Source organism: Stenotrophomonas sp. 2619, assembly GCF_040548725.1.
In the GTDB taxonomy this organism is placed as follows: domain Bacteria; phylum Pseudomonadota; class Gammaproteobacteria; order Xanthomonadales; family Xanthomonadaceae; genus Stenotrophomonas; species Stenotrophomonas maltophilia_AP.
In genome coordinates, this window is record NZ_JBEPSF010000021.1 from 72,839 (window position 1) to 96,402 (window position 23,564).

The 23,564-nt window shown below is 67.4% G+C and carries 23 protein-coding genes and 1 tRNA gene; 3 read left to right on the top strand and 21 right to left on the bottom strand.

Annotated elements, in window-relative coordinates; all coding sequences use genetic code 11:
- The first annotated feature begins 40 nt into the window (after positions 1 to 40).
- A complete protein-coding gene (locus tag ABIA71_RS18555) occupies positions 41 to 838 on the top strand; it encodes a hypothetical protein (protein WP_354287187.1) in 798 nt (265 codons plus the stop codon).
- A 90-nt stretch (positions 839 to 928) separates the two neighbouring features.
- On the opposite strand, the gene ABIA71_RS18560 is transcribed toward ABIA71_RS18555, so the two are convergent.
- The 3 genes from ABIA71_RS18560 to ABIA71_RS18570 form a co-directional block, all read right to left on the bottom strand.
- The gene (locus ABIA71_RS18560) at positions 929 to 1,807 is read right to left on the bottom strand and encodes an SDR family NAD(P)-dependent oxidoreductase (protein ID WP_354287189.1); all 879 of its coding nucleotides are present in this window, start codon (positions 1,805 to 1,807) and stop codon (positions 929 to 931) included.
- Positions 1,808 to 1,882: 75 nt separating this feature from the next.
- Positions 1,883 to 2,296, bottom strand: a complete 414-nt coding sequence (locus tag ABIA71_RS18565; protein WP_354287191.1) for a hypothetical protein — start codon at positions 2,294 to 2,296, stop codon at positions 1,883 to 1,885.
- A 32-nt stretch (positions 2,297 to 2,328) separates the two neighbouring features.
- Positions 2,329 to 3,711, bottom strand: a complete 1,383-nt coding sequence (locus ABIA71_RS18570; RefSeq protein WP_354287193.1) for a serine hydrolase domain-containing protein — start codon at positions 3,709 to 3,711, stop codon at positions 2,329 to 2,331.
- Between the two features lie 397 nt (positions 3,712 to 4,108).
- Here ABIA71_RS18570 and ABIA71_RS18575 point away from each other — a divergent pair, with 397 nt between their 5' ends.
- A complete protein-coding gene (locus tag ABIA71_RS18575) occupies positions 4,109 to 5,182 on the top strand; it encodes a NucA/NucB deoxyribonuclease domain-containing protein (RefSeq protein ID WP_354287194.1) in 1,074 nt (357 codons plus the stop codon).
- A 15-nt stretch (positions 5,183 to 5,197) separates the two neighbouring features.
- Complete coding sequence (locus ABIA71_RS18580; RefSeq protein ID WP_354287196.1) at positions 5,198 to 5,812, top strand: SMI1/KNR4 family protein; 615 nt, start codon at positions 5,198 to 5,200, stop codon at positions 5,810 to 5,812.
- Between the two features lie 92 nt (positions 5,813 to 5,904).
- Here the strand turns inward: ABIA71_RS18580 and ABIA71_RS18585 are convergent, their stop codons facing one another.
- From ABIA71_RS18585 to fabD, 18 genes are all read right to left on the bottom strand, one after another.
- Complete coding sequence (locus tag ABIA71_RS18585; RefSeq protein WP_038690053.1) at positions 5,905 to 6,288, bottom strand: YbjQ family protein; 384 nt, start codon at positions 6,286 to 6,288, stop codon at positions 5,905 to 5,907.
- Between the two features lie 24 nt (positions 6,289 to 6,312).
- Positions 6,313 to 6,723, bottom strand: a complete 411-nt coding sequence (locus ABIA71_RS18590; protein ID WP_354287197.1) for a hypothetical protein — start codon at positions 6,721 to 6,723, stop codon at positions 6,313 to 6,315.
- Positions 6,724 to 6,792: 69 nt separating this feature from the next.
- Positions 6,793 to 7,989: a VWA domain-containing protein gene (locus ABIA71_RS18595; RefSeq protein ID WP_354287199.1), complete on the bottom strand. Its 1,197-nt coding sequence runs from the start codon at positions 7,987 to 7,989 to the stop codon at positions 6,793 to 6,795.
- A complete protein-coding gene (locus ABIA71_RS18600) occupies positions 7,986 to 10,346 on the bottom strand; it encodes a DUF5682 family protein (protein WP_354287200.1) in 2,361 nt (786 codons plus the stop codon). Before ABIA71_RS18600 ends, ABIA71_RS18595 begins: the two co-directional genes overlap by 4 nt.
- 9 nt (positions 10,347 to 10,355) lie before the next feature.
- A complete protein-coding gene (locus tag ABIA71_RS18605; RefSeq protein ID WP_354287202.1) occupies positions 10,356 to 11,438 on the bottom strand; it encodes an ATP-binding protein in 1,083 nt (360 codons plus the stop codon).
- Between the two features lie 18 nt (positions 11,439 to 11,456).
- Positions 11,457 to 12,995: a DUF5691 domain-containing protein gene (locus ABIA71_RS18610; protein ID WP_354287204.1), complete on the bottom strand. Its 1,539-nt coding sequence runs from the start codon at positions 12,993 to 12,995 to the stop codon at positions 11,457 to 11,459.
- Positions 12,992 to 14,341, bottom strand: coding sequence for an SWIM zinc finger family protein (locus ABIA71_RS18615; protein WP_354287206.1), 1,350 nt, complete (start codon positions 14,339 to 14,341; stop codon positions 12,992 to 12,994). The genes ABIA71_RS18610 and ABIA71_RS18615 overlap by 4 nt, the downstream gene beginning before the upstream one ends.
- 219 nt (positions 14,342 to 14,560) lie before the next feature.
- Complete coding sequence (locus tag ABIA71_RS18620; protein ID WP_354287208.1) at positions 14,561 to 14,857, bottom strand: hypothetical protein; 297 nt, start codon at positions 14,855 to 14,857, stop codon at positions 14,561 to 14,563.
- A gap of 144 nt (positions 14,858 to 15,001) precedes the next feature.
- Positions 15,002 to 15,076, bottom strand: a tRNA-Val gene (locus tag ABIA71_RS18625).
- 65 nt (positions 15,077 to 15,141) lie between these two features.
- Positions 15,142 to 15,495 carry a PilZ domain-containing protein gene (locus ABIA71_RS18630; RefSeq protein WP_038690068.1) on the bottom strand — a complete coding sequence of 118 codons (354 nt, stop codon included), beginning with the start codon at positions 15,493 to 15,495 and terminating at the stop codon, positions 15,142 to 15,144.
- The gene (locus tag ABIA71_RS18635; RefSeq protein ID WP_354287210.1) at positions 15,492 to 16,451 is read right to left on the bottom strand and encodes a DNA polymerase III subunit delta'; all 960 of its coding nucleotides are present in this window, start codon (positions 16,449 to 16,451) and stop codon (positions 15,492 to 15,494) included. The genes ABIA71_RS18630 and ABIA71_RS18635 overlap by 4 nt, the downstream gene beginning before the upstream one ends.
- On the bottom strand, positions 16,444 to 17,112 hold the full coding sequence (gene tmk, locus ABIA71_RS18640) for a dTMP kinase (RefSeq protein ID WP_354287212.1): 669 nt from the start codon (positions 17,110 to 17,112) through the stop codon (positions 16,444 to 16,446). The genes ABIA71_RS18635 and tmk overlap by 8 nt, the downstream gene beginning before the upstream one ends.
- Positions 17,109 to 18,167 (bottom strand): endolytic transglycosylase MltG, encoded by a 1,059-nt coding sequence (mltG, locus tag ABIA71_RS18645; protein ID WP_354287214.1) that lies wholly within the window; start codon positions 18,165 to 18,167, stop codon positions 17,109 to 17,111. The genes tmk and mltG overlap by 4 nt, the downstream gene beginning before the upstream one ends.
- A 66-nt stretch (positions 18,168 to 18,233) precedes the next feature.
- On the bottom strand, positions 18,234 to 19,589 hold the full coding sequence (locus ABIA71_RS18650; RefSeq protein ID WP_354287216.1) for an aminodeoxychorismate synthase component I: 1,356 nt from the start codon (positions 19,587 to 19,589) through the stop codon (positions 18,234 to 18,236).
- An 85-nt stretch (positions 19,590 to 19,674) separates the two neighbouring features.
- On the bottom strand, positions 19,675 to 20,937 hold the full coding sequence (fabF, locus tag ABIA71_RS18655; protein ID WP_354287218.1) for a beta-ketoacyl-ACP synthase II: 1,263 nt from the start codon (positions 20,935 to 20,937) through the stop codon (positions 19,675 to 19,677).
- Positions 20,938 to 21,073: 136 nt separating this feature from the next.
- Positions 21,074 to 21,313, bottom strand: a complete 240-nt coding sequence (gene acpP, locus ABIA71_RS18660) for an acyl carrier protein (RefSeq protein ID WP_017357544.1) — start codon at positions 21,311 to 21,313, stop codon at positions 21,074 to 21,076.
- Between the two features lie 153 nt (positions 21,314 to 21,466).
- Positions 21,467 to 22,210 (bottom strand): 3-oxoacyl-ACP reductase FabG, encoded by a 744-nt coding sequence (gene fabG, locus ABIA71_RS18665; RefSeq protein WP_038690081.1) that lies wholly within the window; start codon positions 22,208 to 22,210, stop codon positions 21,467 to 21,469.
- A gap of 70 nt (positions 22,211 to 22,280) precedes the next feature.
- Positions 22,281 to 23,225 carry an ACP S-malonyltransferase gene (fabD, locus tag ABIA71_RS18670; protein WP_354287220.1) on the bottom strand — a complete coding sequence of 315 codons (945 nt, stop codon included), beginning with the start codon at positions 23,223 to 23,225 and terminating at the stop codon, positions 22,281 to 22,283.
- Between the last annotated feature and the right edge of the window lie 339 nt (positions 23,226 to 23,564).

Below are 23,564 nucleotides of genomic sequence, written 5' to 3' on the forward strand. Positions count from 1 at the left end.
CGGGCTATGCTGTCCGGCCTTCCACGGACCGGAGCCGTTCATGTCGATCACTCATCGCAGCATTCTCCAGCAGCTCGCCGGCGGCGATCTTGTGGATGCCATCGAACGCGACGTGAAGCACTGCGTGCGGCGCGCGCGCTCCGGTCCCGATCCTGCCGCGCACAGCCAGGCGACCATCGGTGAGGGCGTCGTCGACGCGCTGTTGATGCGCTGGCACCACATCCTGGACAGCGACGACACGGTCGCCACGCCGCTGTACCGCCACACCACTGCGCTGGCCTTGGCCACCGCCCTGCATCAACAGGGCATCCAGTCCCCTGCGTTGACGGCCAAGGCGCTTGCCGCGATCAAGGCCTTGAACAAGGCCGTGGCACTGAGTGACCACTTCTACCGCAAAAGCCCGGACATCGTCCGCCTGCTCAAAAGCGCACCGGTGATGCCGGTGCGACGCCCGGGCCTGCAGAAATCACTCACGCGCTGGCGCGCCGGTGACGTTGCGTCCATGCAGGTGGATGACCACTACCACGCGCTCTACGTGCTGGAGATCAGCGACGGTGCGCCGGTCGTGGCGTTCTACGACTACCTGGACCGCACTCCGCCCACCCTGGAACGGCTGGCCAACGTGCCGGAGCGCGGCACCTCGCGCACCCCGGAAAACAGCTACCTGGACCGGCGCGCACTCTACGGGCTGGTCCACCAGCCGGACCCCGCCAACCAGTTCGTGCTGCTTGCCAGCGGTGCCGACGCCCCGGACAACAGACGCCTGATGCGCGGTGACGCGCTGGAGACCATCACCGATGTGTTCCGCACGATCCAGCACCTGCGCGCCTATCTGTAAGCGCGTCGCGTCGCGCATCCACAGCTGGAGTGCGAAGCGCGCGCCGTCACCCTCGATGGACCGGTGAAGAATCTCGCCACAGCGCGGACGTCAGCGCGATTCCGCCACCGTCGGTGCAATGGACGGCCACTGCCCGGCGATGTCTTCGATGCTGCCGGCACGCACCGCGCGCAGATCGCGCGGGTAGGCCACGCCTTCGGCCTCGGTGCTGCGCGTGGCATGGAACTGGCCGTTACTGGCCCGCAGGATCCAGCCGCCGTCCACGCACGCCGGGGACACCAGGAATGCCACGCCCGGCGCCACCGCATCCGGATGCAGCTCGTCCGGCTCGCCTTCCACGCCCCACATGCGGGTCTTGGCTACCGGCGACACCGCGTTGACCACGATGCCATGCGGCGCGCCCTCGGCAGCCAGCACGTTGACGATGCCCACCGCCGCCAGCTTGGCTGCGGCATAGGCTGCCAGCCCCTTCTGCACGTACTGCGGGTACAACGCACGGTCGGAGGTGGTGAGTACGACGCGACCGTGGCGGTTGGCCTGCATCGAGGGCCACGCGGCCTCGGCCAGCCACAGCGGTGTCTTGGCGGCGAGGGTCATCATGCGGTCGAAGTGGTCATCGTCCAGTGCCTCGATGGGCTGGTAGTCCACCCACCCGGCGTTGTGGATGATGAAATCCAGCCGGCCGTGGCGCTGCACGATGCCGGCGACCAGGGCCTGGCAGTCGGCGCGGGTGTCGATGCTGCCGTGTGCCGCATGCACGCCCCGCCCGCCCTCACGCAGCAGTGCGACCGTGCGGGCAATCCGCTGCGGGTCGTGGCCCGTGCCGTCCAGCCCGGCACCCACGTCGTGCATCACCACCTGTGCGCCGCGCTGGGCCAGCAGTCGGCTATAGGCCAGACCCAGCCCGCTGGCCGCGCCGGTCACCAGGCCCACCTGGCCCTCGAAGGAAACGTGATGCGAAGTCGTCATCCGCACAGCATCGGGCAGCGACGGGGTGCCCCGCCAATACCTGTTGCGTGCCGTGGTGAGACGCTGCAGGTATCGTCAGCGCCCGCGTGGGCCAGGTGCGGCCGGCCCGCGCTGAAGGCGGTACGTCGTGTAGGCAATGGCCAGCCATAGCAGCAGGTAGAGCAGAAGCAGGCCGGTGCCCACCGACAGCACGTCCTCCGCCCTGGTCCGGGCCACCAGCCGCCAGGTATCCACGCCCGCGGTGCCAAGGCCAATGAGCAATACGCCCACGCCCACGAACGTACCCAGCCACCGCACCCAGGCATGCCGGCGGACCAGCAGCAGGGGCAGCAGCACCACCAGGGTGACTGCGAGCAGCAGCAGGGTCATGCCGGTAAGCAGGCCGGTGAAATCCGACGCCAGCGCCGGCAGTGGCAGGCAGGCCAGTGCGCCGGCGTACAACCGTGCGAAGTGCCGGCTCCGGCATGGACCCGCCGCGTGTGCGCTCATGCTGTCAGCACCTTTGCCCTGCCCGTGCACGTTCACAGTGGAAGCCGATTGGCCACGAAATTGACCACGTTGCCCATCGCCTCCGGGTCCACATTGCTCAACCCCACCAGCACATAGCCCTGCTCGGGAAGCACATAGAACACCGCGTTCGCGCCGGGCGCTCCGCCCTCGTGCCCATACAGACGCTCCCGGCCCTGACCACGCACCATGAAGCCATAGCCATACCAGCCCATGGTGTTCTGTGGCGCGGTGGCTGCGGCCAATGCCCCCGGAGCCAGCAGCTTTCCCGTGCGCAGTGCCTCACCGAACTTCAGCATGTCGCCCACGGTGCTGTAACCACCCCCGGCCGAGGTGCCGCGCCAGGGCAAAGACGCCGTTTCCAACGCCCATTTCCCATCGACCCGCGTGTACGCGTTCGCCCGGGCCTGGACCGGTGTGGACTCCGGCAGGGATCCGGTCGCGGTCATGCCCGCTACCCGGTAGACGTGGGTATCCACATAGTCGTAGTACGACTGGCCCGACACCGCCTCGATCACCGAGCCCAACAGAACGTAGGCGTAGTTGGAATACTGGTCCTTGCTGCCCGGCGGGAAGGCCAATGGGTCGTCGGCGAACACCGCCCAGTAGTCGTGCAGCGTGCGTAGCGCACCTGGATTACTACTGGCCTTCTCGCCGAAGATGTCGCCCAGCCCGCTGGTGTGGTTCAGCAGCTGGCGCAGCGTGACCGCATCGGCCACCGCACGGTTCGGATAGGTAGGCAGGTGCTTGCCCAGGGAGTCGTCCAGGGACAGCTTGCCCGCCTGCTCCAACTGCAGGATGGCCACGGCAGTGAACATCTTGTTCAACGATGCCAGGCGGAACCGGGTGTCGGCGGACACGGCCAGCGCACGCTCGCGGTCGGCCCGACCACCCTGCCACTGCATCCGCACCTCGCCGCTCCTGGCGACCAGGAAGGCACCGGCCACGTCGTCCGACGCCTGCAGTGCGTCGAGCCGCGCCTTGGCGTCGGCCAGGAGGGTGGCTTCCGGCACACGCTTGGGCGCAAACCGGGGTGGCGTTTCGGCGCCCTCGAACTGGAGCGCGGTTGCGCCGGATGTCGGGTCGACGGACGCGGTGACCAGCATCGCGCGGTCATTCACCGACGGCAGCACCAGTACCTGCGCGGTGCCGGGGGTGCCGGACCTGGCCTCGAGTATCTTCAGGGCACCGGTGTCCTTGCGGAATTCGAGATCGGCCACACGATTGGGGCGCATGCCGTACTTTTCACGTACCGCCTGCAGCGCATCGCCATCGGCGTCGTTGAAGGCGGCCAGCCACGCCGTGAGTGCTTTCTGGGCCGTGCCCTGTTCCGGCTCAGGCGGCTTGGCACGGGACGCCGGTGAGACCAGCAGCAGGACTGCAATTCCGATAACCATCAACGACCGCATGCATTCCACCTCGTCCGTTTGGAGAATGTCCACCGCGCCCGAATCCGGTGCGTGGCCGGGACACTATCGGATAGATGGCGGTCGGTTTCAACGCGGGCGGCGGCGGGGAGTGTCACGGTGTCGGCATGCATGTCCATACCTGCGATTCTCACTGAAACGCAGATGAAGCAGCTGATCGCGACACACGCTGACAGCGACGGCACGTCATGCCGTCGCACCTCGAAACTCTCTTCCACGCTGACAAGCGTGCAGTACGCCACAGCCGCTGCCGATGGCGTGTCACGCTTCGCGCACGCAGTGCAGTTTCCCTACATCGAAGATCCTTCGACGGGCGTAACACCGGGAAACCGGATGCATCCACGCATCCAATTTCCAGGATCAGTACATGAAGCTCACCCCGTTGGCCTTGGCTGTCGCGTTGTCTGCATTTCCCGCCTATGCGCAGGATGAAGAAGGCTGTCCCACCGATGCGGAGATGGTCGCCAGCATGTCGCTGGACGAGCTGCGGAAGTACGAGTACAGCCTGCAGAATCCGGAGATGTCGTTCGAAGAAGCTTGCAAGGATGCGACGGATAAGGATGAGGAAGAAGCCACTGGCTCTCGGATGCATTACTGCGTGAAGCGGACAGCAGTGTACCGCTCAGCGAATCCGGAAACGGGAACCACCGAGTCGGCCAACGTCACGCTGTATGACTATGTTTCCGTGCAGCAGAAAGGAACCCGATGGAACCATCGACTTCGCGTCGTGTTCGAGGCTGTCGAAGGAAACGCGATGGCAGGCCTGATCGTCGCGCCCGAGATCTTCTGCGGGAGCTGCACCGAAAAACAGCAGTTTGAGCCTCAGACACTTGCGGGACCCGGTACGTACGACTTCGCGGTGGCGATGGGCTTGGACACGGATGATGGAAAAGTAGGAGAGGAAACCCAGCTGGTGCTGTCACGCTTCAACACGGATCAATCCCTCCTACAGGCGAGTGCACCCCAACTGCGGTGCGACAAGCTATCGAAGAAGAGAACTTCCGGCTGCAGATTCTCAGGCTATCCGGCGGTGTTCGACGTCAGCTTGAGCGATTCGGAAACAGACGAATCGGCAGCACACATCAAGGTCGCCCAGGAGATCCTGCCGGGAATGATTGGACGTTGGAATGAAGATCCCGCGTCTCGCGGGAAAGCGCTGACACGGCTCATAAACGACAACGTAAACACAAAAAATCGCGCAGAGTCGAAGAGGCTATGTGCAGCGCGATTCCCAGACCAAGTGGGTACAGGCCTCAACTGCGATGAGTACCCTTTCGCGGCGACGAACCAAGGCGCGTCCTTGGTCCCGGAAACCTCGATGTCGGTCAAGTTCATTTTAGGCGCGGACAACCAAAAGGTGGGCGGCCGGCTTGGGACCTTCTTGTGCAACAACGCCCGGGTTTTGGACGGCGAGGAATTCTGGGTGAAGGTTGTTGACTGAACTGAGGAGGCAGATATGTGGACCAAGCTACTTAACGACATGAATGTAGAAGGCCTGAAGAATATCCAACTCGCAAAAAATGAGCCGATCGAAGACCTCGGCCTGACCTCGTTCATCCAGAAGTTCCCAAACTCACCGCTGGCGCAACTGGCATCACGCGTAGGAAAGGAAGATATCCGTTGGCTTGGGCAGAAGGGGGCCTCGCCGGAACAGATTCGAACTGCAGAGGCTCGTCTTGGTGTCAGATTCCCCGACAGCTATCGCCAGTTCCTCCTTGCTTCCAATGGCTTCCTGATTCCAGGCTCGTTCTGCTGCGTACTGCTACCGGTTGATCTGGTCAGGCGATTCGGCGATGACAACCCTGACATTGTGGAGCTTTGGAATGCGCTGCTGGAAGAGGACCCCAACCTTGCCGACGAGGACGACTTTGCTTGCCGCATCGGCGACACGATCCAGATCTCAGAGGGCCCGCTCGACTACGACCTGTTCGCACTCCTGGACACGGCATCGACCAGCCCGGAGGGCGAGGCATGGACGATCATGCACAACCGTCAGGGCTACAACGAGTACGAGACGTTCGCCAAGCTGGCGGAAGAGATTGGAAGACCCAAGCAACCTGTCGTCGAGTAGTTACCTCGAATCAGATTCGTGCACTGCACGGGGAGCATCCATGAAATGACAGCGGCGGATCGATTGCCGATCCGTCGCACTTCTATCCAGTGCTACAACCGCACCGGCTCCACCACCACCGCCGTGCCGTAACACAGCACCTCGGTAAGACCGGTCATCACATCGGTAGCGTCATAGCGCATCGCGATGATCGCGTTCGCCCCCAGCATCCGCGCATGCTTGGCCATGTCGCGGTAGGTCTCTTCCCGGGCCTGTTCGCACAGTTCGGTGTAGATGGTGATGTTGCCACCGAAGATCGTCTGCAATCCGCCCAGAAAATTGCCCACGATGGAGCGCGAGCGCACCGTGATGCCGCGTACCACGCCCAAGCTGCGCACAACCCGGAAGCCCGGCAGTTCCATTGCCGTGGTGACCATCGAATCGTCGAGCCGCAGTGCGGGCGGACTCCGAGGTCCGCTGTTGTAAGGATCAGCCATTGTTGTCTCCACTGAGAATATGGGTCAGAGGTACTGGGGCGTGGTCCGGCGTGGTGGGTTCTTCCAGAACAGCCATAGGAGGGCAAGCACGCACAGCCACAACAGCCCACAGCCTAGGATGATGACCAGTCTGAAGCCGAACTCGTTGTGCCCCACGCTGGGCCAGAATCGCCACGTGTCCACGCAGGCGATGTACACGCCACCGAGCAGCACAGGCACGCCACACAGTATGCCGAGTGCGCGCGCCCAACCGTGGCGGCGGAAGATGAGCAGCACGGTCAGCACCAGCGTTGCCACAAGCAGCAACGGCAATCCGACGAACACCGTCAGCATGCCCGGGAAGTCAGACGCCATCGCGGGCATGGGTGCCAGCGCGAGCCCCAGCCCCAGCGAACGCGCGGATGTGCCAGCGCCCCGTTGCCCCCCGATGTTCATCCTTGCCCCCAGGCATGTTCGCGTCGCGCCCATTTGAGCATGTCGCACGGCCACGGTGCATCCCTGCCCTCATCGGATCGGGCGCGTGGTGACCAGTCCGTTGCCGGCCGCCCATTGGTGGATGTCATCACGGCGGATGGCCGCCGCCATCAGTCCGGGGAAGGCGTCGGGCGTGCATGCGAATGACGGTACCCCGAGCGCGGCCAGCTGGCCCGCCAGGTGCTGGTCGTAGGCGGGCGCTCCCTCGTCGCTGAGCGCAAGGAGCACGATGAACTGCACGCCCGCCTCCACCAGTTCCAGCGCGCGCGCCAGCAGCTTCTTCTCCACGCCGCCCTCGTACAGATCCGAGATCAGCACCAGGATGGCACTGTGTGGCTCGCGGATCTGGGCCTGGCAGTAGGTGACGGCGCGGTGGATGTCGGTGCCGCCGCCCAGCTGCACACCGAACAGCAGATCCACCGGGTCATCCAGCTTCTCGCTCATGTCCACCACTTCGGTGTCAAACACCACCAGCTTGGTCGACACCGCCGGCAAGGACGCCATGACGGCACCGAAGATGCTGGAGTAGACCACCGATGCGGCCATCGAACCGCTCTGGTCGATGCACAGCAGCACCTCGCGCTGCGGCTTTCGTGCCTTGCGCCCATAGCCGATCAACGTCTCCGGCACCACCGTGCGCAGCGTGGGTTGCCAGTGCCGCAGGTTGGCGCGGATGGTGCGGTTCCAGTCGATTTCCGCATGGCGGGGCCGACGGTTGCGGCGCGCGCGATCCAACGCCCCGCTCACTGCCGAGCGCATCGGCTCCTCGAGTCGACGCAGCAGGTCGTTTACCACGCTGCGTACCACCAGGCGTGCGGTCTCCTTGGTCTCGGCCGGGATGACCCCGGACAGCGCCACCAGGTTGGCCACCATGTGCACGTCTGGCTGGATGTGCTCCAGCATTTCCTTTTCCAGCAGCATCTGGCGCAGCTCCAGCCGTTGCAGCGCGTCGCGCTGCATAACCTGGACCACCGACGCCGGGAAATAGCGGCGGATGTCACCCAGCCAGCGCGCTACGTTCGGGGCCGAACCGCCCCGCCCGCCGCGACGGGCCAGGCCATTGGGACCGTGCGGCTCGTAAAGCGCGCCCAAGGCGGCATCCACGCCCTGCAGCCGTGCACTCAGGGCGCCGCAGCTGGCGCTGCTTTCCTGGCCCAGGATCAGGCGCCAGCGCTCGGCACGCGTGGTCGGGACAGCCGGGGCGGCCGGATCGGTGAGCTCGCTCATGCATCCACTCCAAACAGTTCGCGCAGCATCGGCAGCGCGCGCTCGGCGCGCGCGGTGTTCCAGGTGGATTCGACCACCGGTGCCGGGGCCGCCCCCACGCCGCGCTTCACGCGCTCACCGAGGTCGCGGCGCTCGGCGGCTTCGAACGCGGCGAACGTGCGCCGTACCAGCGGCAGCACCTGCACCAGGTGCTCATCGGTCAGCCCACAGACCCACGCGTCGATCAGGTGCCATACCGCATCATCGTGCAGCAGCACGGTCGCGTTGCGGTTGAGGAAGCCATCCAGCCACTGGGCAGCCGGCAGCGGCTCGGCACCGGCCGACAACGCCCGCTGCAACTGCAACTCCACCTGCGTGCCATCCAGGTAGCCCGCATCGAGCAGCAGGCGCGTGCCCGCGCCGGCCACCAGCGCACTGGTGGTGGTGGACAACGCAACGTAAGCCAGGCTGCGCCGCCAGACCTGCTGGCCCGCTTCGTCGCCGCGCAGGGCAATCGCACGGTCAGCGGCCAACAGGGTCTCGCGCGCCTGTTCGGCACGTCCGTCATCCAGGTCGGACAGGGCAATCGCCAGGCCGATGCAGGCGCGCTGCAGCATGCCGTCGAAGAGATGCGCCACCTGCTCGCCTTCGGTGCGGCGCACATTGCCGTAGCGGTACACGTTGGCCAGGGCCGGCAAGGCGTCCAGCAGCGTCAGTGGATCGGCATCGGTGGCAGCGCGTGCTTCCAGCTCGCTGGCGATGGCACTGACGGCCTCGGGCAGGTTGGCCAGCAGCACGCGGTCGACCAGCGCCGACAGCACCGGGAGCTGCGTGGCGTTGCGGGCCTGGTCCAGCGCACGCTGGCTGGCGGCGGCGGCCAGGGTCTGGCCAAGCCGGCTGGCATCGATCAGGTCGACCTGGAAATGGGGTTGCCAGGCCAGCTGCCAGTATTCGTGGAAGGTACCGCGTGCCGAGCTGCCCGCATGGGTCAACTGGCCCCACGGAATGTCCAGCAAGGCAAGGCGGTGCAGCAGATGGCTGCGCTGCAGGTCGGAGTCACCGCGCAGGTCCAGGTCGACGGTGCGGGCGAGCGCTTCGGGTTTGAGCCGCAGGCGCTTCTGCTGCGCCTCCAGGTCGCGCTGCAGCGGCACTACCGGCACGGCGGGCGGCACGCTGCCCAGTGCGTCGCCGAGCAACAACCGGTCGCGGATCAGCTGCATGGGCGTGTCGTCGCCATTGCAGATGACGCTGCGGGTGGCGTCGTTGATTTCTTCCAGGCCCGGTGCCGGCCGCTCGCGCATCGCGGCAAGCGTGTCGGCCAACCGCGCCGCCTCGATCAGGTGTGCGGATGAACAGTCGAGCCCGCTGTCGCGCAGCAGGCCGGCCACGCGCGCGTACCAGCCGATGGCGCGCTGATGGCGCGCGCCGGCGTTGCGCCAGAGATGGTCGTACCAGCCCGGCGCATCCACGCCGGCGCCGTAGCCACTGCCGGCACTGAGGTGGCGGTAGGTCCATGGCACCCAGGTGGACTGGGTCCTGCGCTTGGGCATGCCCTTGAGGAGGCGGTTGTCAGCGGTGACGCTGTGGGCCGCCAACGCGGCTGCATCCAGCGCGGGCACGTGCCAGGCACCGCAGACAACGGCGATGCGCTGGTACTGCCTGCGCGCGGCCCGGAGCCCGGCGCGCATGTGTGCCTCACGGATGGCGTCCTGCGCCGCCCGCGCGGAAGGCCGCGGCGGGGCGTGCGCGCGCACTTCATGCATCGCCTCGGCGATCGCGGCAAACAGATCCTGGCCATCGCCACGCTCTTCGACCATGTGGTTCCACCACGCCTCGCCATCGCCATAGCCGGCCGCGCGCGCCAGCCAGTCCAGCGGGTCGGTCGGCGGCGGGGAATCCTCGTCGGTGCCCGGGGTCGCCGCGTGCGGCGCATCGGTCACTACTGCAGGCGAATGGTCCGGGTCGGTGACAGCGTCCTGCGCCGCCGTGTCGGCGTCGCTTTCGCCCTCTCCTTCTCCCATCGATGGCACCTGCCCGGCCTTTGCCTGCTGCTGCCACTCCAGCGACAGCGCCGGGGGGACATCGATGAACTGCACCGGCACGCCCGCCTCGCGCGCCCACTGCAGGGCCTGCCATTCCGGTGAGAACAGCGCATAAGGATGGAACACCGCCAGCTGCGGATCGTCCACGCTGTAGGACAGCAGCGCCACCGGCGGCACCATGGCCGGGTCGCTTGCATGCGCGAGCACCGCTTCGGTACCGGCCGGGCCTTCGATCAGCACGCAGTCCGGCTGCAGCGCGTGCAGGGCGGCCAGCAGGCTGCGTGCGCAGCCTGGACCGTGGTGGCGGACGCCAAACAGGGAGAGGCTCTGGCTCATTGGCGTGGCTTAGGCGTGGTCACGGAAGGCGCGGTACAGATCCTTCCACTCGCTGCGCTCCTTCACCACCGTTTCCAGATACTCGTTCCAGACCACCTGGTCCTGCACGGGGTCCTTGACGATGGCACCGATCATGCCGGCCGCCATGTCGGCCGGGCGCAGCACGCCATCGCCGAAATGCCCGGCCAGGGCCATGCCGTTGTTGATCACCGAGATCACCTCGGCCGTGGACAGCGTGGCCGTGGGTGATTTCAGCTTGGCCTTGCCGTCTTCGGTCATGCCGTTGCGAAGTTCGCGGAAGATGCGGACCACCCGCGCCACTTCCTGCAGCGCGGGCGGCTCGGCAGGAAGGTCCAGGGCCACGCCCATCTCGCCCACGCGCTTGGTCACGATCGCGATCTCGTCCTGCTCGCTGGACGGTACCGGCAGGATCACCGTGTTGAAGCGACGCTTGAGCGCGCTCGACAGTTCATTGACGCCCTTGTCCCGGTTGTTGGCCGTGGCAATCACGCTGAACCCGCGCGTGGCCTGCACTTCCGATCCCAACTCCGGAATCGGCAGGGTCTTCTCGGACAACACGGTGATCAGCGCGTCCTGTACGTCGGCGGGAATGCGGGTGAGTTCCTCGATGCGGGCAATCTTGCCCAGGCGCATCGCGTTCATCAGCGGGCTGGGCACGAGCGCAGCCTGGCTGGGACCATTTGCCAGCAGCTGTGCATAGTTCCAGCCGTAGCGGATCTGTTCTTCGCTGGTACCGGCCGTGCCCTGCACCAGCAGGGTGGAGTCACCGCTGATGGCCGCGGTCATGTGCTCCGATACCCACGACTTGGCCGTGCCCGGCACACCGAACAGCAGCAGCGCGCGGTCGGTGGCGATGGTGGCCACCGCGATTTCCATCAGGCGCCGCTCACCAATGTACTTGGGGCTGACCACGAAGCCGTTGTCGAGCGTGCCACCGATCAGGTAGGTCACCACCGCCCAGGGCGAGAGCTGCCAGTTGGCAGGTCGTTGACGCTGGTCGAGGCGGCGCAGCTGATCCAGTTCTTCGGCGTATTGGTGTTCAGCGTGTTGGCGCAGGACGGCAGTGCTCATCGTGGCTCCAGGTAAAGGTCAGAAGGAAGAATGCAGGGCGTGGCGCACTTCAACGATGCGCAGCAGGTCGTGCGCGCAGGCGCGCATGTTGTCGGTGGCGTCATCGGGCTGTGCCGGCAACACAACGTGGGACAACACGCTGGGATGCAGCAGACTGGCCAGCTCCAGCAGCTGCTGGCGCAGTACGTAGTCATGGCGCAGGCGGCCAGTGGCGAAACACGCGCACACACCCGGCACCAGGCGCGCGGAGTAATGCGCGGTGAGGGTTTCGCCAGGTGCGCAGGAGCCCAGCACGTCGCTGAGCATGCCTTCGCCAGCCAGCTCGTCCAGGGTGCCTGGCCAGTACTGTTCGCGCTGCTGTACCGGCAGCATCGCCAGCAGGCGGGGGGTGTGTGCATGCAGGCTGCGGTCGTCCAGCATGGCCGCGAGCCACGCCGGCTGCGTGGCGTCCACGCGTTCAAGCCAACCGCGCTGCAGGGCGGCTTCCCAGTCGGTGCCCCGTGCAAAGGCCAACAGCTGCACCGGGGTCATCGAGGTGTGGCCGGTCCACCAGGCCAGCGGCAGCTGCCGCACCAACTGGTACAGCCACCACGCGCGCTCGCCCAGATCGTCGTACTGCGGGCGCTTGGTTTCGATACCGGCGTCGGCCCATTCCGGAGCAGCCGCCGTGGGTGCCTCGCATTCCCAGCTCGTCCTGCGAAGCAGACCACTGCGTTTGACCAGCAGCGGCTGCATCCATCCGGCCATGCGTTGCGCATGCGTCGACGCTGGCAACTGCGCCAGCAACGGCCCCACCAGCGCGCGTACCTCGCGGCTGCGGTCCTTCAGCAGTGACTCCAGCAGCGGCGCATCGGCCGGTTCCAGCTGCGCGCTCATTGCGGCCACGAAATCGGCACGCTCGCGCGCCGACATCGCTTTCAGGTGGCCCTGCAAATGCTCGCGGGCCAGCGCCGGATCGCTCTGGCGGGTGTGTGCGAACCAGGCCAGACGCGTGTCATGCCGCGCGTCGTCCCACGCCAACACCGTTTCCTGCGCCGGCATAGCGGCCTCGCCAACGGCATCGGCATGGGCGAACGCCCACGCCGGATTGCAGTTCGCCAGCCAATGGCCTCGCACACCCAGCACCGGTAGCAGGCGCGTGCGCAGCGGTACGCTGCGGGCGCCTGCGTCCAGCGCCTGCGGCAGAATGGCGTGCGGCAGCGTGCGCTGGTGTGCCGCAAGACGCAGGCAGGCCTCGTGGCGCAGCCGAACCTCGTGTCCCTGGGCAACCACGCTGCGCGCGAAGACGGCGGCCAACAGCGCGGTCCACGGGTGCGCATCGGGCACTACCTGCGCATCGTCTGCCGCCGGCGCGGGGAGCAGCACGTCGTCCACGGCGCCCACCCGCACAGCGGCCAAGCCACAGGCGGCGATGGCACCGACCCCGCGGCTGTAGGTCAGCGCGGCATCATCGCCCGACCCGATCTGCTCCAGCAGTGTGCCAAGCGCGCCGTCCGCCTGGATCACCTGCGGGCGGTCGATGCCGAGCAGGGCCGGTTTCAACCACGCATCGCTCATGCCGCACTCCTCTGCCAGTACTGCCCGTGCGTGGTCCAGGCTGACAACGGGAGCAGCGCGCGGCCGTCCCATTCCCCCATCACGGATAACGGATGACCGCCGGCGAAGGCCATCAGGGCCCAGCCATCGTCGGTGTCCAGCTGCAATGGCAGGCTGCCTGCGTCGGTATGCAGGAACCACGTGTCGTCGGTCACCTGCACACGCCCCTGCAGACGCATTGGAACCTGTGCCAACCAGGGATTTGTCGCGAAGTGTGCCGAGGCCTGGTCGATGCCGACGCTGCTATCGCACAGCGGTACAGCGGGCCGGTCTGCCAGCGCGGTCGCAGCCGGTGCCAGCGCGCGCAGCGGCACGGTGCCCGGGAAGAAATGCAGGGTGGCAGCCAGCGCGTGGTTGGCGGGCCAGGCGCGATCCCAGCCGCGCCCGCCATGCGCGAATTCCTGCAGCAGGGCCGGGCGCCCGCTGTCCAGCCCGTGCAGCCACACCCGGCGTTCGGTCAGTCGCCCCGGCAGCTCCACGACACACTGGCCCAGCACGTGCCAGCGATCGTGCAGCGTTTCGCCGGTGGCCAACACCTCGTCCTTGTCCAGCGGCCAGCCCAGTGCCGCGCGCAGGTCCGCAACCCGCGCCGGGGAGAGCGTGCTACGCCGCTGCACGGCCTGGTTCAGCAGTTGCAGCAGGCCCAGTCGCTCCCCCATGTCGGACAGGCCGGCCATGCCGACCTGTTCAGCGTCCATCGCGAGCTGCAGCTGCCCGGCCAGCGCCGGGGCCTGCGCATCCACCATGCGCGCAGCCATGGTCATCGCATCCTCGCGCTGGCTGTCCCCCAGGTTGGCCAGCCCATGGCGGAAGGTGTCGGCGATCCAGCGCTCCAGCTCGGCGCAGCCTTGGGTGATGCGCTTCCAGCGCGTAGCTTCGCGCTTGGCCGCCGCTGCGGCGGCCGCCTCGGGTGCAACCACGGGTGCGGCGGCAGCGCCCTCACCCGCCGGTCCATGGCGCGCGGCGCGCTCGCGACGACCGCGCAGCCATTCGTCCACCCAAGCGGGCCGGGACTGCGGCAGCGGCGAAAAGCGCGGGTTGCCCTGCGCGTACAACAGCAGCAGGGCAAGGCCGTGCTTGCAGGGGAATTTGCGGCTGGGGCAGGAGCAACGACTGACCAGCGCGGACAGATCGACCTGCGCCTGGTAAGGCTTTGCGCCGCTGCCCTGGCACTCGCCCCACACCGCTTCATCGTCGGCGCCCAGCAGGCCCCATTTGCCATCCGTTGCCAACCCGCCGGCCGCCTTGCTTGAAGACGCATCCGGCGCCAGCGCGAGCACCTGCTCACGCGTGAGACGCGCATCCATATCCGTTCCCGGGCTTTCCCTGCGTAGGCCGCATCATAAAGGAGCATCGAGCACGCATGGGGTGATCCACGTCGCGTGCGCCGAAAGCCATGCAGGGCACCACGGGTGACCGGCGAGCGCTGTCGCATGCGGCACTGTCGATGACCTCGTTCGATGCCATCGGCGCTCCCCGAACGCGTCGCGTGCGCGCAGGGTTGAGCCCGTCCTGCACTGCAGCCCTCAACGCCGCTCGGTTCGGACCACTTGATAGACGGCGATGTTGTGCGCAGCCAGAACGCGGACCACTTCCGGGATCAACTGCATCGGCAGGTCCACCTCGTAGCCATGAGGTCGGAGCCGTAGTTCCGCAGGCGCGCCGTTGAAGCTCGCATGGGCCTGGCGGCGCTCGAACAGGAAGGCGGTGATCGCGTCGCGCGCGATGCCCTGCCACTCGCCTACTTCGAAGTACACCCGGTACAGCGTGTCGCCGTAATCGGCCGGTGTGCCAACGGCGGGATCGGTGCCACTGGGGTCCATGCCATCTTCCTCGGTAGGTGGGACAGCGGGCGGCGCTGCACCTGCACGATAGCGCGGGCGACGTCGGCCGGCCCGCGGGAGCCGAGGCGCATGCAACGGCCAACAAAAAAGCCCCCGTTTCCGGAGGCTTTTTTGACTGAATCGTGGTGGGCGGTGCAGGGTTCGAACCTGCGACCCTTGCCGTGTGAAGGCAATGCTCTACCGCTGAGCTAACCGCCCGATGCTGCTGAGCCGCTCATTATAGGGCGGCAATTTTCGGCGTCAACGGTTTCGCCGAAATTTCTTCACATCGTGTGCGTGGGCTTGTCCGAGGTCAGGATGCCGGCCAGCAGCGTCTCGATCTTGTTGCGCACGTTCTCGCCCTCAGCCCCTTCTGCCAGCTGCACGCCGATGCCGGCCGCACGGTTGCCCTGGGCGCCGGCGGGGGTCACCCAGATCACCTTGCCGGCCACCGGCAGGCGCTCGCTGGAGTCCGGCAGGGTCAGCAGCAGGAACACCTCGTCGCCCAGGAAGTAGCGCTTGGGGGTGGGGACGAAGACGCCGCCGTTCTTCACGAACGGCATGTACGCGCTGTACAGCGCGGCCTTGTCCTTGACCGCCAGCGACAGGATGCCCTGGCGGGCGTTGGTGGCACTCATGCTCTATTCCCCTTTGCTTGCCGCTCGTTGACCTTGTTCCAGGCCAACAACAATTCCACCACCGCAAGGTCGGCGCGCACGGTGGTGCGCAGCAGATCGCGGGTACGGTTGGCGGCGTCGAACCACGCCGCCAGCTTGTGCAATCGGTCCGGATCGGTCAAGCCGCCCGTACTGGCCTGGGCCAGCGCCAGATCGGCGGCGTGGCGCAGGCGCAGCGCCGCGTTGTCGTCCGCGGTCCAGCGCTGGGCCAGCTCCACCGCGCCGGCGCGACCGGCCACCAGCGCGTCCAGGTCGGTGGCGACCTGCTTGCGCAGCGCCAGGCCATCCTCGCGCAGCCAGTCGTCGGCCTGCCCGGGGTGGCCGCGCGCAGCGTCCAGCGCCTCTTCAGCGCTGCGCGGGCTGTGGCCCTGGGCCTGCAGCCACGCCAGTGCCTCTTCGCGCGGGGGCAGCTTGAACTCCAGCCGCTGGCAGCGGCTGCGCACGGTCGCCGGCAGGCGCGCCGGGTCGCTGCTGATCAGCCACAGGTAGCGACCCGGCTGCGGCTCTTCCAGGGTCTTGAGCAGCGCGTTGCAGGCCGCGCGGTTGATCGCGTCGGCCGGGTCGACGATCACCACCTGGGCAATGCCGTACTGCGGGGTCAGCGCCAGCTTCTGGGAGATCTCGCGGATCTGCTCGATCACGATCTCGGTACGCAGCTTGTCGCCGGACTTGTTTGGAACGAACGAGATCAGCTGCAGGTCCGGGTGGGTGCCGGCGGTGATCAGCTGCGCGCTGCGCTGGGCAGCCGCCGGCTCACCCCCGCACAGGATGTGCTGGGCCATGCGCAGTGCCACGGCGCGCTTGCCCAGCCCGGCCGGGCCGCAGATCAGCAGGCCGTGGCCCAGGCGTCCGGCGTCCAGCGCGGCCACGGTCTTGTCATAGGCGCGCTGCTGCCACGGGGAAAAGGTGTCACTCATGAGCAGACTCCGGTGCCAGCCAGGCATCCACGGCCGCCACCACCGAGGCGGCGACGCCGGCCTGGTCCTGGCTGGCGTCGATCAGGCGGAAACGGGTGGGGTCGGCGCTGGCGCGCTGGCGGAATACCGCGCGCACGCGCTGGAAGAAGTCGTCCTGCTCGCTCTCGATGCGGTCCGGCCATAGGTCGCGGCCATTGGCGCGGGCACGGCCGACCGCCACATCCACATCCAGCAGCAGGGTCAGTCCGGGCAGCAGCCCGACCGCGCGGCGCTCGAGGTCGCCGATCCACGCCGGGTCCAGGCCACGGCCGCCGCCCTGGTAGGCATAGCTGGAATCGGTGAAGCGGTCGCTGATGACGTAGCAGCCGCGGCGCAGCGCCGGCTCGATCACCTGGCGCACGTGCTGGGCCCGCGCGGCGAACACCAGCAGCAGCTCGGCCTCGGCCGACAGCGGCTCGGCGGCGATCTCCGCATCGGGGGTAAGCACCAGCGCGCGGATGCGCTCGGCCAACGGCGTGCCGCCGGGCTCGCGGGTCAACAGCACCTCGTGGCCGCGCGCGTGCAGGGCCTGGCGGATGGCATTGATGGCGGTGGTCTTGCCCGCGCCTTCGCCGCCTTCCAGGCTGACCAAACGCGGGTGGCGCAGCAGCGATGCGGTCATTGCGGTGCCGCCTGGCTGCGCTGCTGGCGCAGCTGCTGCAGGTAGCGCGCCACGGCGGCGTTGTGGTCGGTGTAGTTGGCCGAGAACACGTGCGCGCCGCTGCCGTCGCCCACCGCCACGAAGTACAGCGCATCGCCGGCCGCCGGCTGTGCGGCGGCCTGCAGCGCGTCGCGGCCGGGCATGGCGATCGGGGTCGGGGTCAGACCGGCCCGGGTGTAGGTGTTGTACGGCGTGTCGGTGGTGAGGTCGCGCTTGCGGATATTGCCGTCGTAGCTGCTGCCGATGCCGTAGATCACGGTCGGGTCGGTCTGCAGGCGCATGCCGATCTTCAGCCGGCGCATGAATACGCCGGCGATCTGCGGCCGCTCGCTGGGCAGCGCGGTTTCCTTCTCGATGATCGAGGCCAGGGTCAGCAGTTCGTACGGCGTGTTCAGCGGCAGATCGTCGGCGCGGCTGTCCCACGCGGCGGTGAGTTCCTTTTCCATTGCCGCGTGCGCGCGCTTGAGCACGTCCACGTCGCTGTCGCCGCGCTGGTACACGTAGGTTTCGGGCAGGAAGCGGCCTTCCGGATGTTCGCCGGGGAAGCCGATGGCCTTCATCAGGGCAGCGTCGTCGAGGCTGTCGGTGGTGTGCACCAGCGGGTCGGCGCGCTTGAGCGCGGCCCGGACCTGGCGGATGTTCCACCCTTCCACGATCGTCACCCGGTGCTGCAGCACCCGGCCTTGGCGCATGCGCAGCAGCAGCTCGCGCGGGGTCAGGCTGGGGTCCAGGGCGTATTCACCCACCTTGAGCTTGCCCGCCGCATCCAATTGGCGCGCCAGCAGCTGCCACTGGGTGTCGCTGCCTTCGTCCACGCCGGCGGCACGCAGCTTGCCCAGCACCGTGCTCAGGCCGTCGCCGGAGGCGATCACCACGCTGGGCTGGTCCGGGGTCAACGGCGCATCGGCGAAGCCGCGCTGGCTGTGCCAGAACCACGCCCCTGCACCAGCCAGCAGCAATGCCCCCAATAGCAGCACCGCCAGCACGGCCAGACATCCCCGTTTCGCACCCGCCATGGTCACCTCGAATGGTTTTCGCCGCCGCGCAGCATACCGCGCGACCGCTGCACACGCCCAAACGGCTCAGTCATGCCGGCCCAGCGCGCGCATCAGGCCGCGCGCCTTGGCGCGGGTTTCGTCCAGTTCCTTGTCCGGGTCCGAATCGACCACGATGCCGGCGCCGGTGCGGAAGGTGGCGCTGGCGGCGGCCACTTCGGCGGTGCGGATCAGGATGTTCAGGTCTAGGTCGCCATCGCGGTTGAGCCAGCCGAACGCGCCGGTGTAGGCGCCCCGTGCGGTCTGCTCCAGCTCGGCGATGATCTGCATGCAGCGCACCTTCGGACAGCCGGTGATGGTGCCGCCCGGGAAGGTGGCGGCGATCACCTGGCCGGGGCTCACGCCCGCGCGCAGGCGGCCACGCACGTTGCTCACGATGTGGTGCACGTGGGCGTAGCTTTCCACCGTCATCAGCTCGTCCACCTCGACGCTGCCGGGCGTGCAGATGCGGCCCAGGTCATTGCGTTCCAGGTCGATGAGCATCACGTGCTCGGCGCGCTCCTTGGGGTGGCCGACCAGCTCCTGGATGCGCGCGGCGTCATCGTCGCCGGCAAAGCGCGGGCGGGTACCGGCGATCGGGCGGGTCTGCACGTCATCGCCATGCACCGACACCAGCCGTTCCGGCGAGGAACTGACCACCGCCCTGCCCTGCGCCATGAACAGCCCGGCGAACGGCGCCGGGTTGGCCACCCGCAGCTGCGCGTACAGCGCCTGCGGCGACAGCGTGCTGGCGAACTGGGCATTCCAGCGCCGCGACAGGTTCACCTGGAACACATCGCCGGCGCGGAGGTAATCGATGACCTTGCCCACGCCGTCAGTGAAGCGCGCGGGCGCGTCCTCGCCCACGTCGGCCGGCGGCTGCCAGGCCGGCAGCGGCGGCAACTCGCGGGCCGCGTCCAGATCGGCCAGCAGGGTCTGCAGCAGTGCGGCGTGGTCGGTTTCGCACACGGCGTGGTACTGGCCCAGCACGCGGTCGTGCAGCACCGCCGCGGGGCAGCGCAGGGCCAATGCGCTGGGCAGCCCGTCGGCGCGCGCGGGCAACTGCAGCACGGTTTCGATCTGGCCGGCCAGTTCGTAATCCAGCATCAGCGCCCAGCCGCCGCGGAACGGCAGCTGGATCTCTTCGCGCGGCTGGCGCAGCGCCGCCCACTGCGCGTCCAGTCCGTCGAGGAAGCCGCCCGGGTGGGCAACGCCTGCGGCATCGCGAACAACACCATCGGCGTGCAGCGCGAGCGATTGCCCGTTACCCATCAGCAACAGGTCCCAGCGGCCCTGCGCGGTGCCCGAGGCGGTGGACTCCATCAGCAGCGGATAGCGCGACGGCGCCACGCGCTGCAGCGCGAGCAGGTCGGTGGTGGCGGGCAGCGGATGGGTCAGCAGCATGGCGGGGAACCGGAAGGTGCGGGAGGGCCAGATACACCAAGGCCGCCAAGATGGCGGCCCGGGTGCGGGTACGGCAGCGCGGCGATCAGACGCGCTTGAACACCAGCGTGCCGTTGGTGCCGCCGAAGCCGAAGCCGTTGGACATCACCACGTCGACCTTGGCCTGGCGTGCTTCGTTGGGCACGTAATCCAGGTCGCAGCCTTCGCCCGGCTGGTGCAGGTTGATGGTCGGCGGAATCACGTTGTCGCGCAGGGCCAGCACCGAGAAGATCGCTTCGACGCCGCCGGCGGCACCGAGCAGGTGGCCGGTCATCGACTTGGTCGAGCTGACCATCATCTTGTAGGCGTGGTCGCCGAAGGCGGCCTTCATGGCCATGGTCTCGCCGAGGTCGCCCAGCGGGGTCGAGGTGCCATGCGCGTTGAGGTAGCCGATCTGCTCCGGGGTCACACCGGCGTCCTTCATGGCCATGACCATGCAGCGCGCGGCGCCTTCACCGTTCTCGCTCGGCGCGGTCATGTGGTAGGCGTCGGAGCTGGCGCCGAAACCGGCCAGTTCGCAGTAGATCTTGGCGCCACGGGCCTTGGCGTGTTCGTACTCTTCCAGGATCAGGATGCCGGCACCGTCGCCCAGCACGAAGCCGTCGCGGTCCTTGTCCCACGGCCGCGAGGCCGCTTCGGGATCATCGTTGCGGGTGCTCATGGCCTTCATCGCGCAGAAGCCGCCCAGGGCGGTCGGCGAGGAGCCGCGCTCGGCACCACCGGCCACCATCACGTCCGCATCGCCGTACTGGATCATGCGCATGGCGGTGCCGATGGAATGGTTGGAGGTGGCGCAAGCCGACACCGCCGAGAACGACGGGCCCTTCAGGCCGCTGATGATGCTCAGCTGGCCGGGCAACATGTTGATGATGGTCTTGGGCACGTAGAAGGGCGAGATCTTCTTGCCCTCATGGAAATCGATGGTCTGCTCTTCGATGCCGAGCAGGCCGCCGATGCCGGCACCGACGATCGCGCCGATGCGCTCGGCATTGGCGTCGGTGATCTCCAGACCAGAGTCGTGCAGGGCCATGAACGCTGCGCCCAACCCGTAATGGATGAACGGGTCCATCTTCTTGGCATCCTTGCCGCTGACCCGGTACTTGCCGAACAGTGCATTGTCGGCGGTGATGTCAAATCCTTTGACCTCACCTGCAATTTTGGTGGTGAACCGTTCCAGGTAGCTGTCGGCAACGTTGGTCAGCGCAGCGATGCCCGAACGGCCTTCGCTGATGCCCTTCCAACTGGTGTCCAGATCATTGCCAAGGGGCGAGACCATGCCCATGCCGGTGACGACGACGCGACGCTTCATTGCTGATTCTCCTGGCCCGTGGTTCACGGGTATGACGCGGTGTAACGCTCAAATGCACAGGGCCGCAAGTGCGGCCCCATGGGATTGCCGCGCGCGGCCGGGGCAGGTGCCACCGCCGCGCGCAAGCCGCCTGACATCAAGCCTTGACGTGGGCGTTGATGTAGTCGATTGCAGCCTGGACGGTGCTGATCTTCTCGGCTTCTTCGTCCGGGATTTCGCACTCGAACTCTTCTTCCAGCGCCATCACCAGTTCAACGGTGTCCAGCGAGTCAGCGCCCAGGTCATCGACGAACGATGCGCTGTTGGTGACTTCTTCTTCCTTGACGCCAAGCTGTTCGACGACGATTTTCTTGACGCGTTCTTCGATGGTGCTCATTGGATATCGCTCCAGATGGAGTAGTGGTTCAAAAATGACGCCATCCGATGTCGGATGACCGTGGGATAGTGTAGTGGAAACCGGCGATGCCTTGCATTGCTACAAAACATCTTTCAGATCAACCACTTGCGGCGCAATCCGTGCGCCACATGCTTACGGCATGTACATGCCGCCGTTCACATGGAGGGTTTCGCCGGTGATGTAGCTGGCCGAGGGACCGGCCAGGAACGCCACCGCGTTGGCGATGTCGGACGGTTCACCCAGGCGTTCCAGGGCGATCGTCTTGACCAGGCCGGTGCGCTGTTCTTCCGGCAGGGCCTTGGTCATGTCGGTGTCGATGAAGCCGGGGGCGACCACATTGACGGTAATGCCGCGCGAGCCGATTTCCTTGGCCAGCGACTTGGAGAAGGCAATGATGCCGGCCTTGGCGGCAGCATAGTTGGCCTGGCCGGCATTGCCGGTGACGCCGATCACCGAGGCGATGTTGATGATGCGTCCCTTGCGGGCCTTCATCATGCCGCGGATGACCGCCTTGGAGGTGCGGAACACGCTGGTCAGGTTGGTGTCGAGAATGGCCTGCCAGTCCTCGTCCTTCATGCGCAGCAGCAGGTTGTCGCGGGTGATGCCGGCGTTGTTGACCAGGATGCTGATTGCGCCAAACTCCTTGGCGATCCCGTCCAGCACGGCGTCCAGCGCGGCGGCGTCGGTGACGTTCAGCGCGCGGCCGTGGCCACCCACGGCGGCCAGGCGTTCGCCGATCGCGGCGGCACCGGCGTCGGTGGTGGCGGTGCCGATGACGGTCGCGCCCTGCGCGGCCAGTGCGTCGGCAATGGCGGCACCGATGCCACGGCTGGCGCCGGTCACCAGTGCGATTTCACCCTGAAGGGGCTTGCTCATCTGTAGTTCCTCGAACGGGACCGGTCCACGCGCCAGGCCGGGGCCGGGCGACGCGAAGCCAGTCAAAGGATCAGGCGGCCCAGGTTTCGCGGGCTGCCTCAAAATCGGCGGGCGTGGACAGTGTGCGCGCGTCCAGCGATTTGTCGATGCGCTTGATCAATCCGGTCAGGACCTTGCCCGGGCCGCACTCGGCAACGCGGGTGACGCCACGGGCGGCCAGCGCCTGCACGCACCCGGTCCACTGGACGGGCAGGTAGAGCTGCTGGACCAGGGCCTGGGCGATGGCCTCGACGCCGTCGTGGATGCGGGCGTCGACGTTCTGCACGACCGGCAGCGCGGGGGCGCGCCAGTCCAGGCCGGCCATGGTTTCGGCCAGGCGGTTGGCGGCTTCGCGCATGAGCGGGGTGTGCGAGGGGACGCTGACGGCGAGCTTGACGGCCTTGCGCACGCCCTTTTCGGCGAGCAGGGCCAGGGCGCGGTCGACGGCACCGGCATCGCCGCCGATGACGATCTGGCCGGGCGAGTTGTAATTGGCGGGCACGACGATCTGGCTGCCGGCGGCCTGTTCGCAGACTTCCTGGACCAGGGCGTCTTCGGCGCCGAGGACGGCGGCCATGGCGCCGACGCCGGCGGGGGCGGCTTCCTGCATGAGCTGGCCACGCAGGCGCACCAGGTGGGCACCGTCGCGCAGGGTCAGGGCGCCGGCGGCAACGAGGGCGGTGTACTCGCCCAGGCTGTGGCCGGCCAGCACGGCCGGGGTGGCGCCGCCGACGGCATTCCAGACGCGCCAGACGCCGATGCTGGCGGCCAGCAGGGCGGGCTGGGTAAATTCGGTGCGGTTGAGCATTTCCTCGGGGCCGCCCTGCGACAGCGCCCACAGGTCGACGCCGGCGCCATCGGAGGCCTCGGTGAAGGCCTCGCGGACCTGCGGGTGCAGCTCGGCCAGTTCGGCGAGCATGCCCAGCGACTGCGAGCCCTGGCCGGGGAACACGAATGCGAGATTGGAATCGGTCACGCGGTCATCCGCCTGCAAAAATCGAACGGCGAATGATAAGGGGGAATACCGCCCTCCGTCTGTACTGGCGCGTATGTGACGGTTGGGTTTTGGCCGCTTTTGAGCGCAAGCATGGAGCCGGGGCAGTCAGTCGCTGTCTTGGAGAGGGCTGGGGTGGGTGAGGCCGCGGGGCACGCTGCAAGTACGTCCGTGTAAGCTCCGCCACCGCATCCATGCGGTGGAGGGCCCCGCAACCTCACCCACCCCAGCCCTTCCAGACATGGCTGGTGCGCATGGGAGATCAAGAGCGGTGCAGCGGCCTGCTTTGGGTTTGAGAGGTGCCGAGCTTCGCTCGGCACT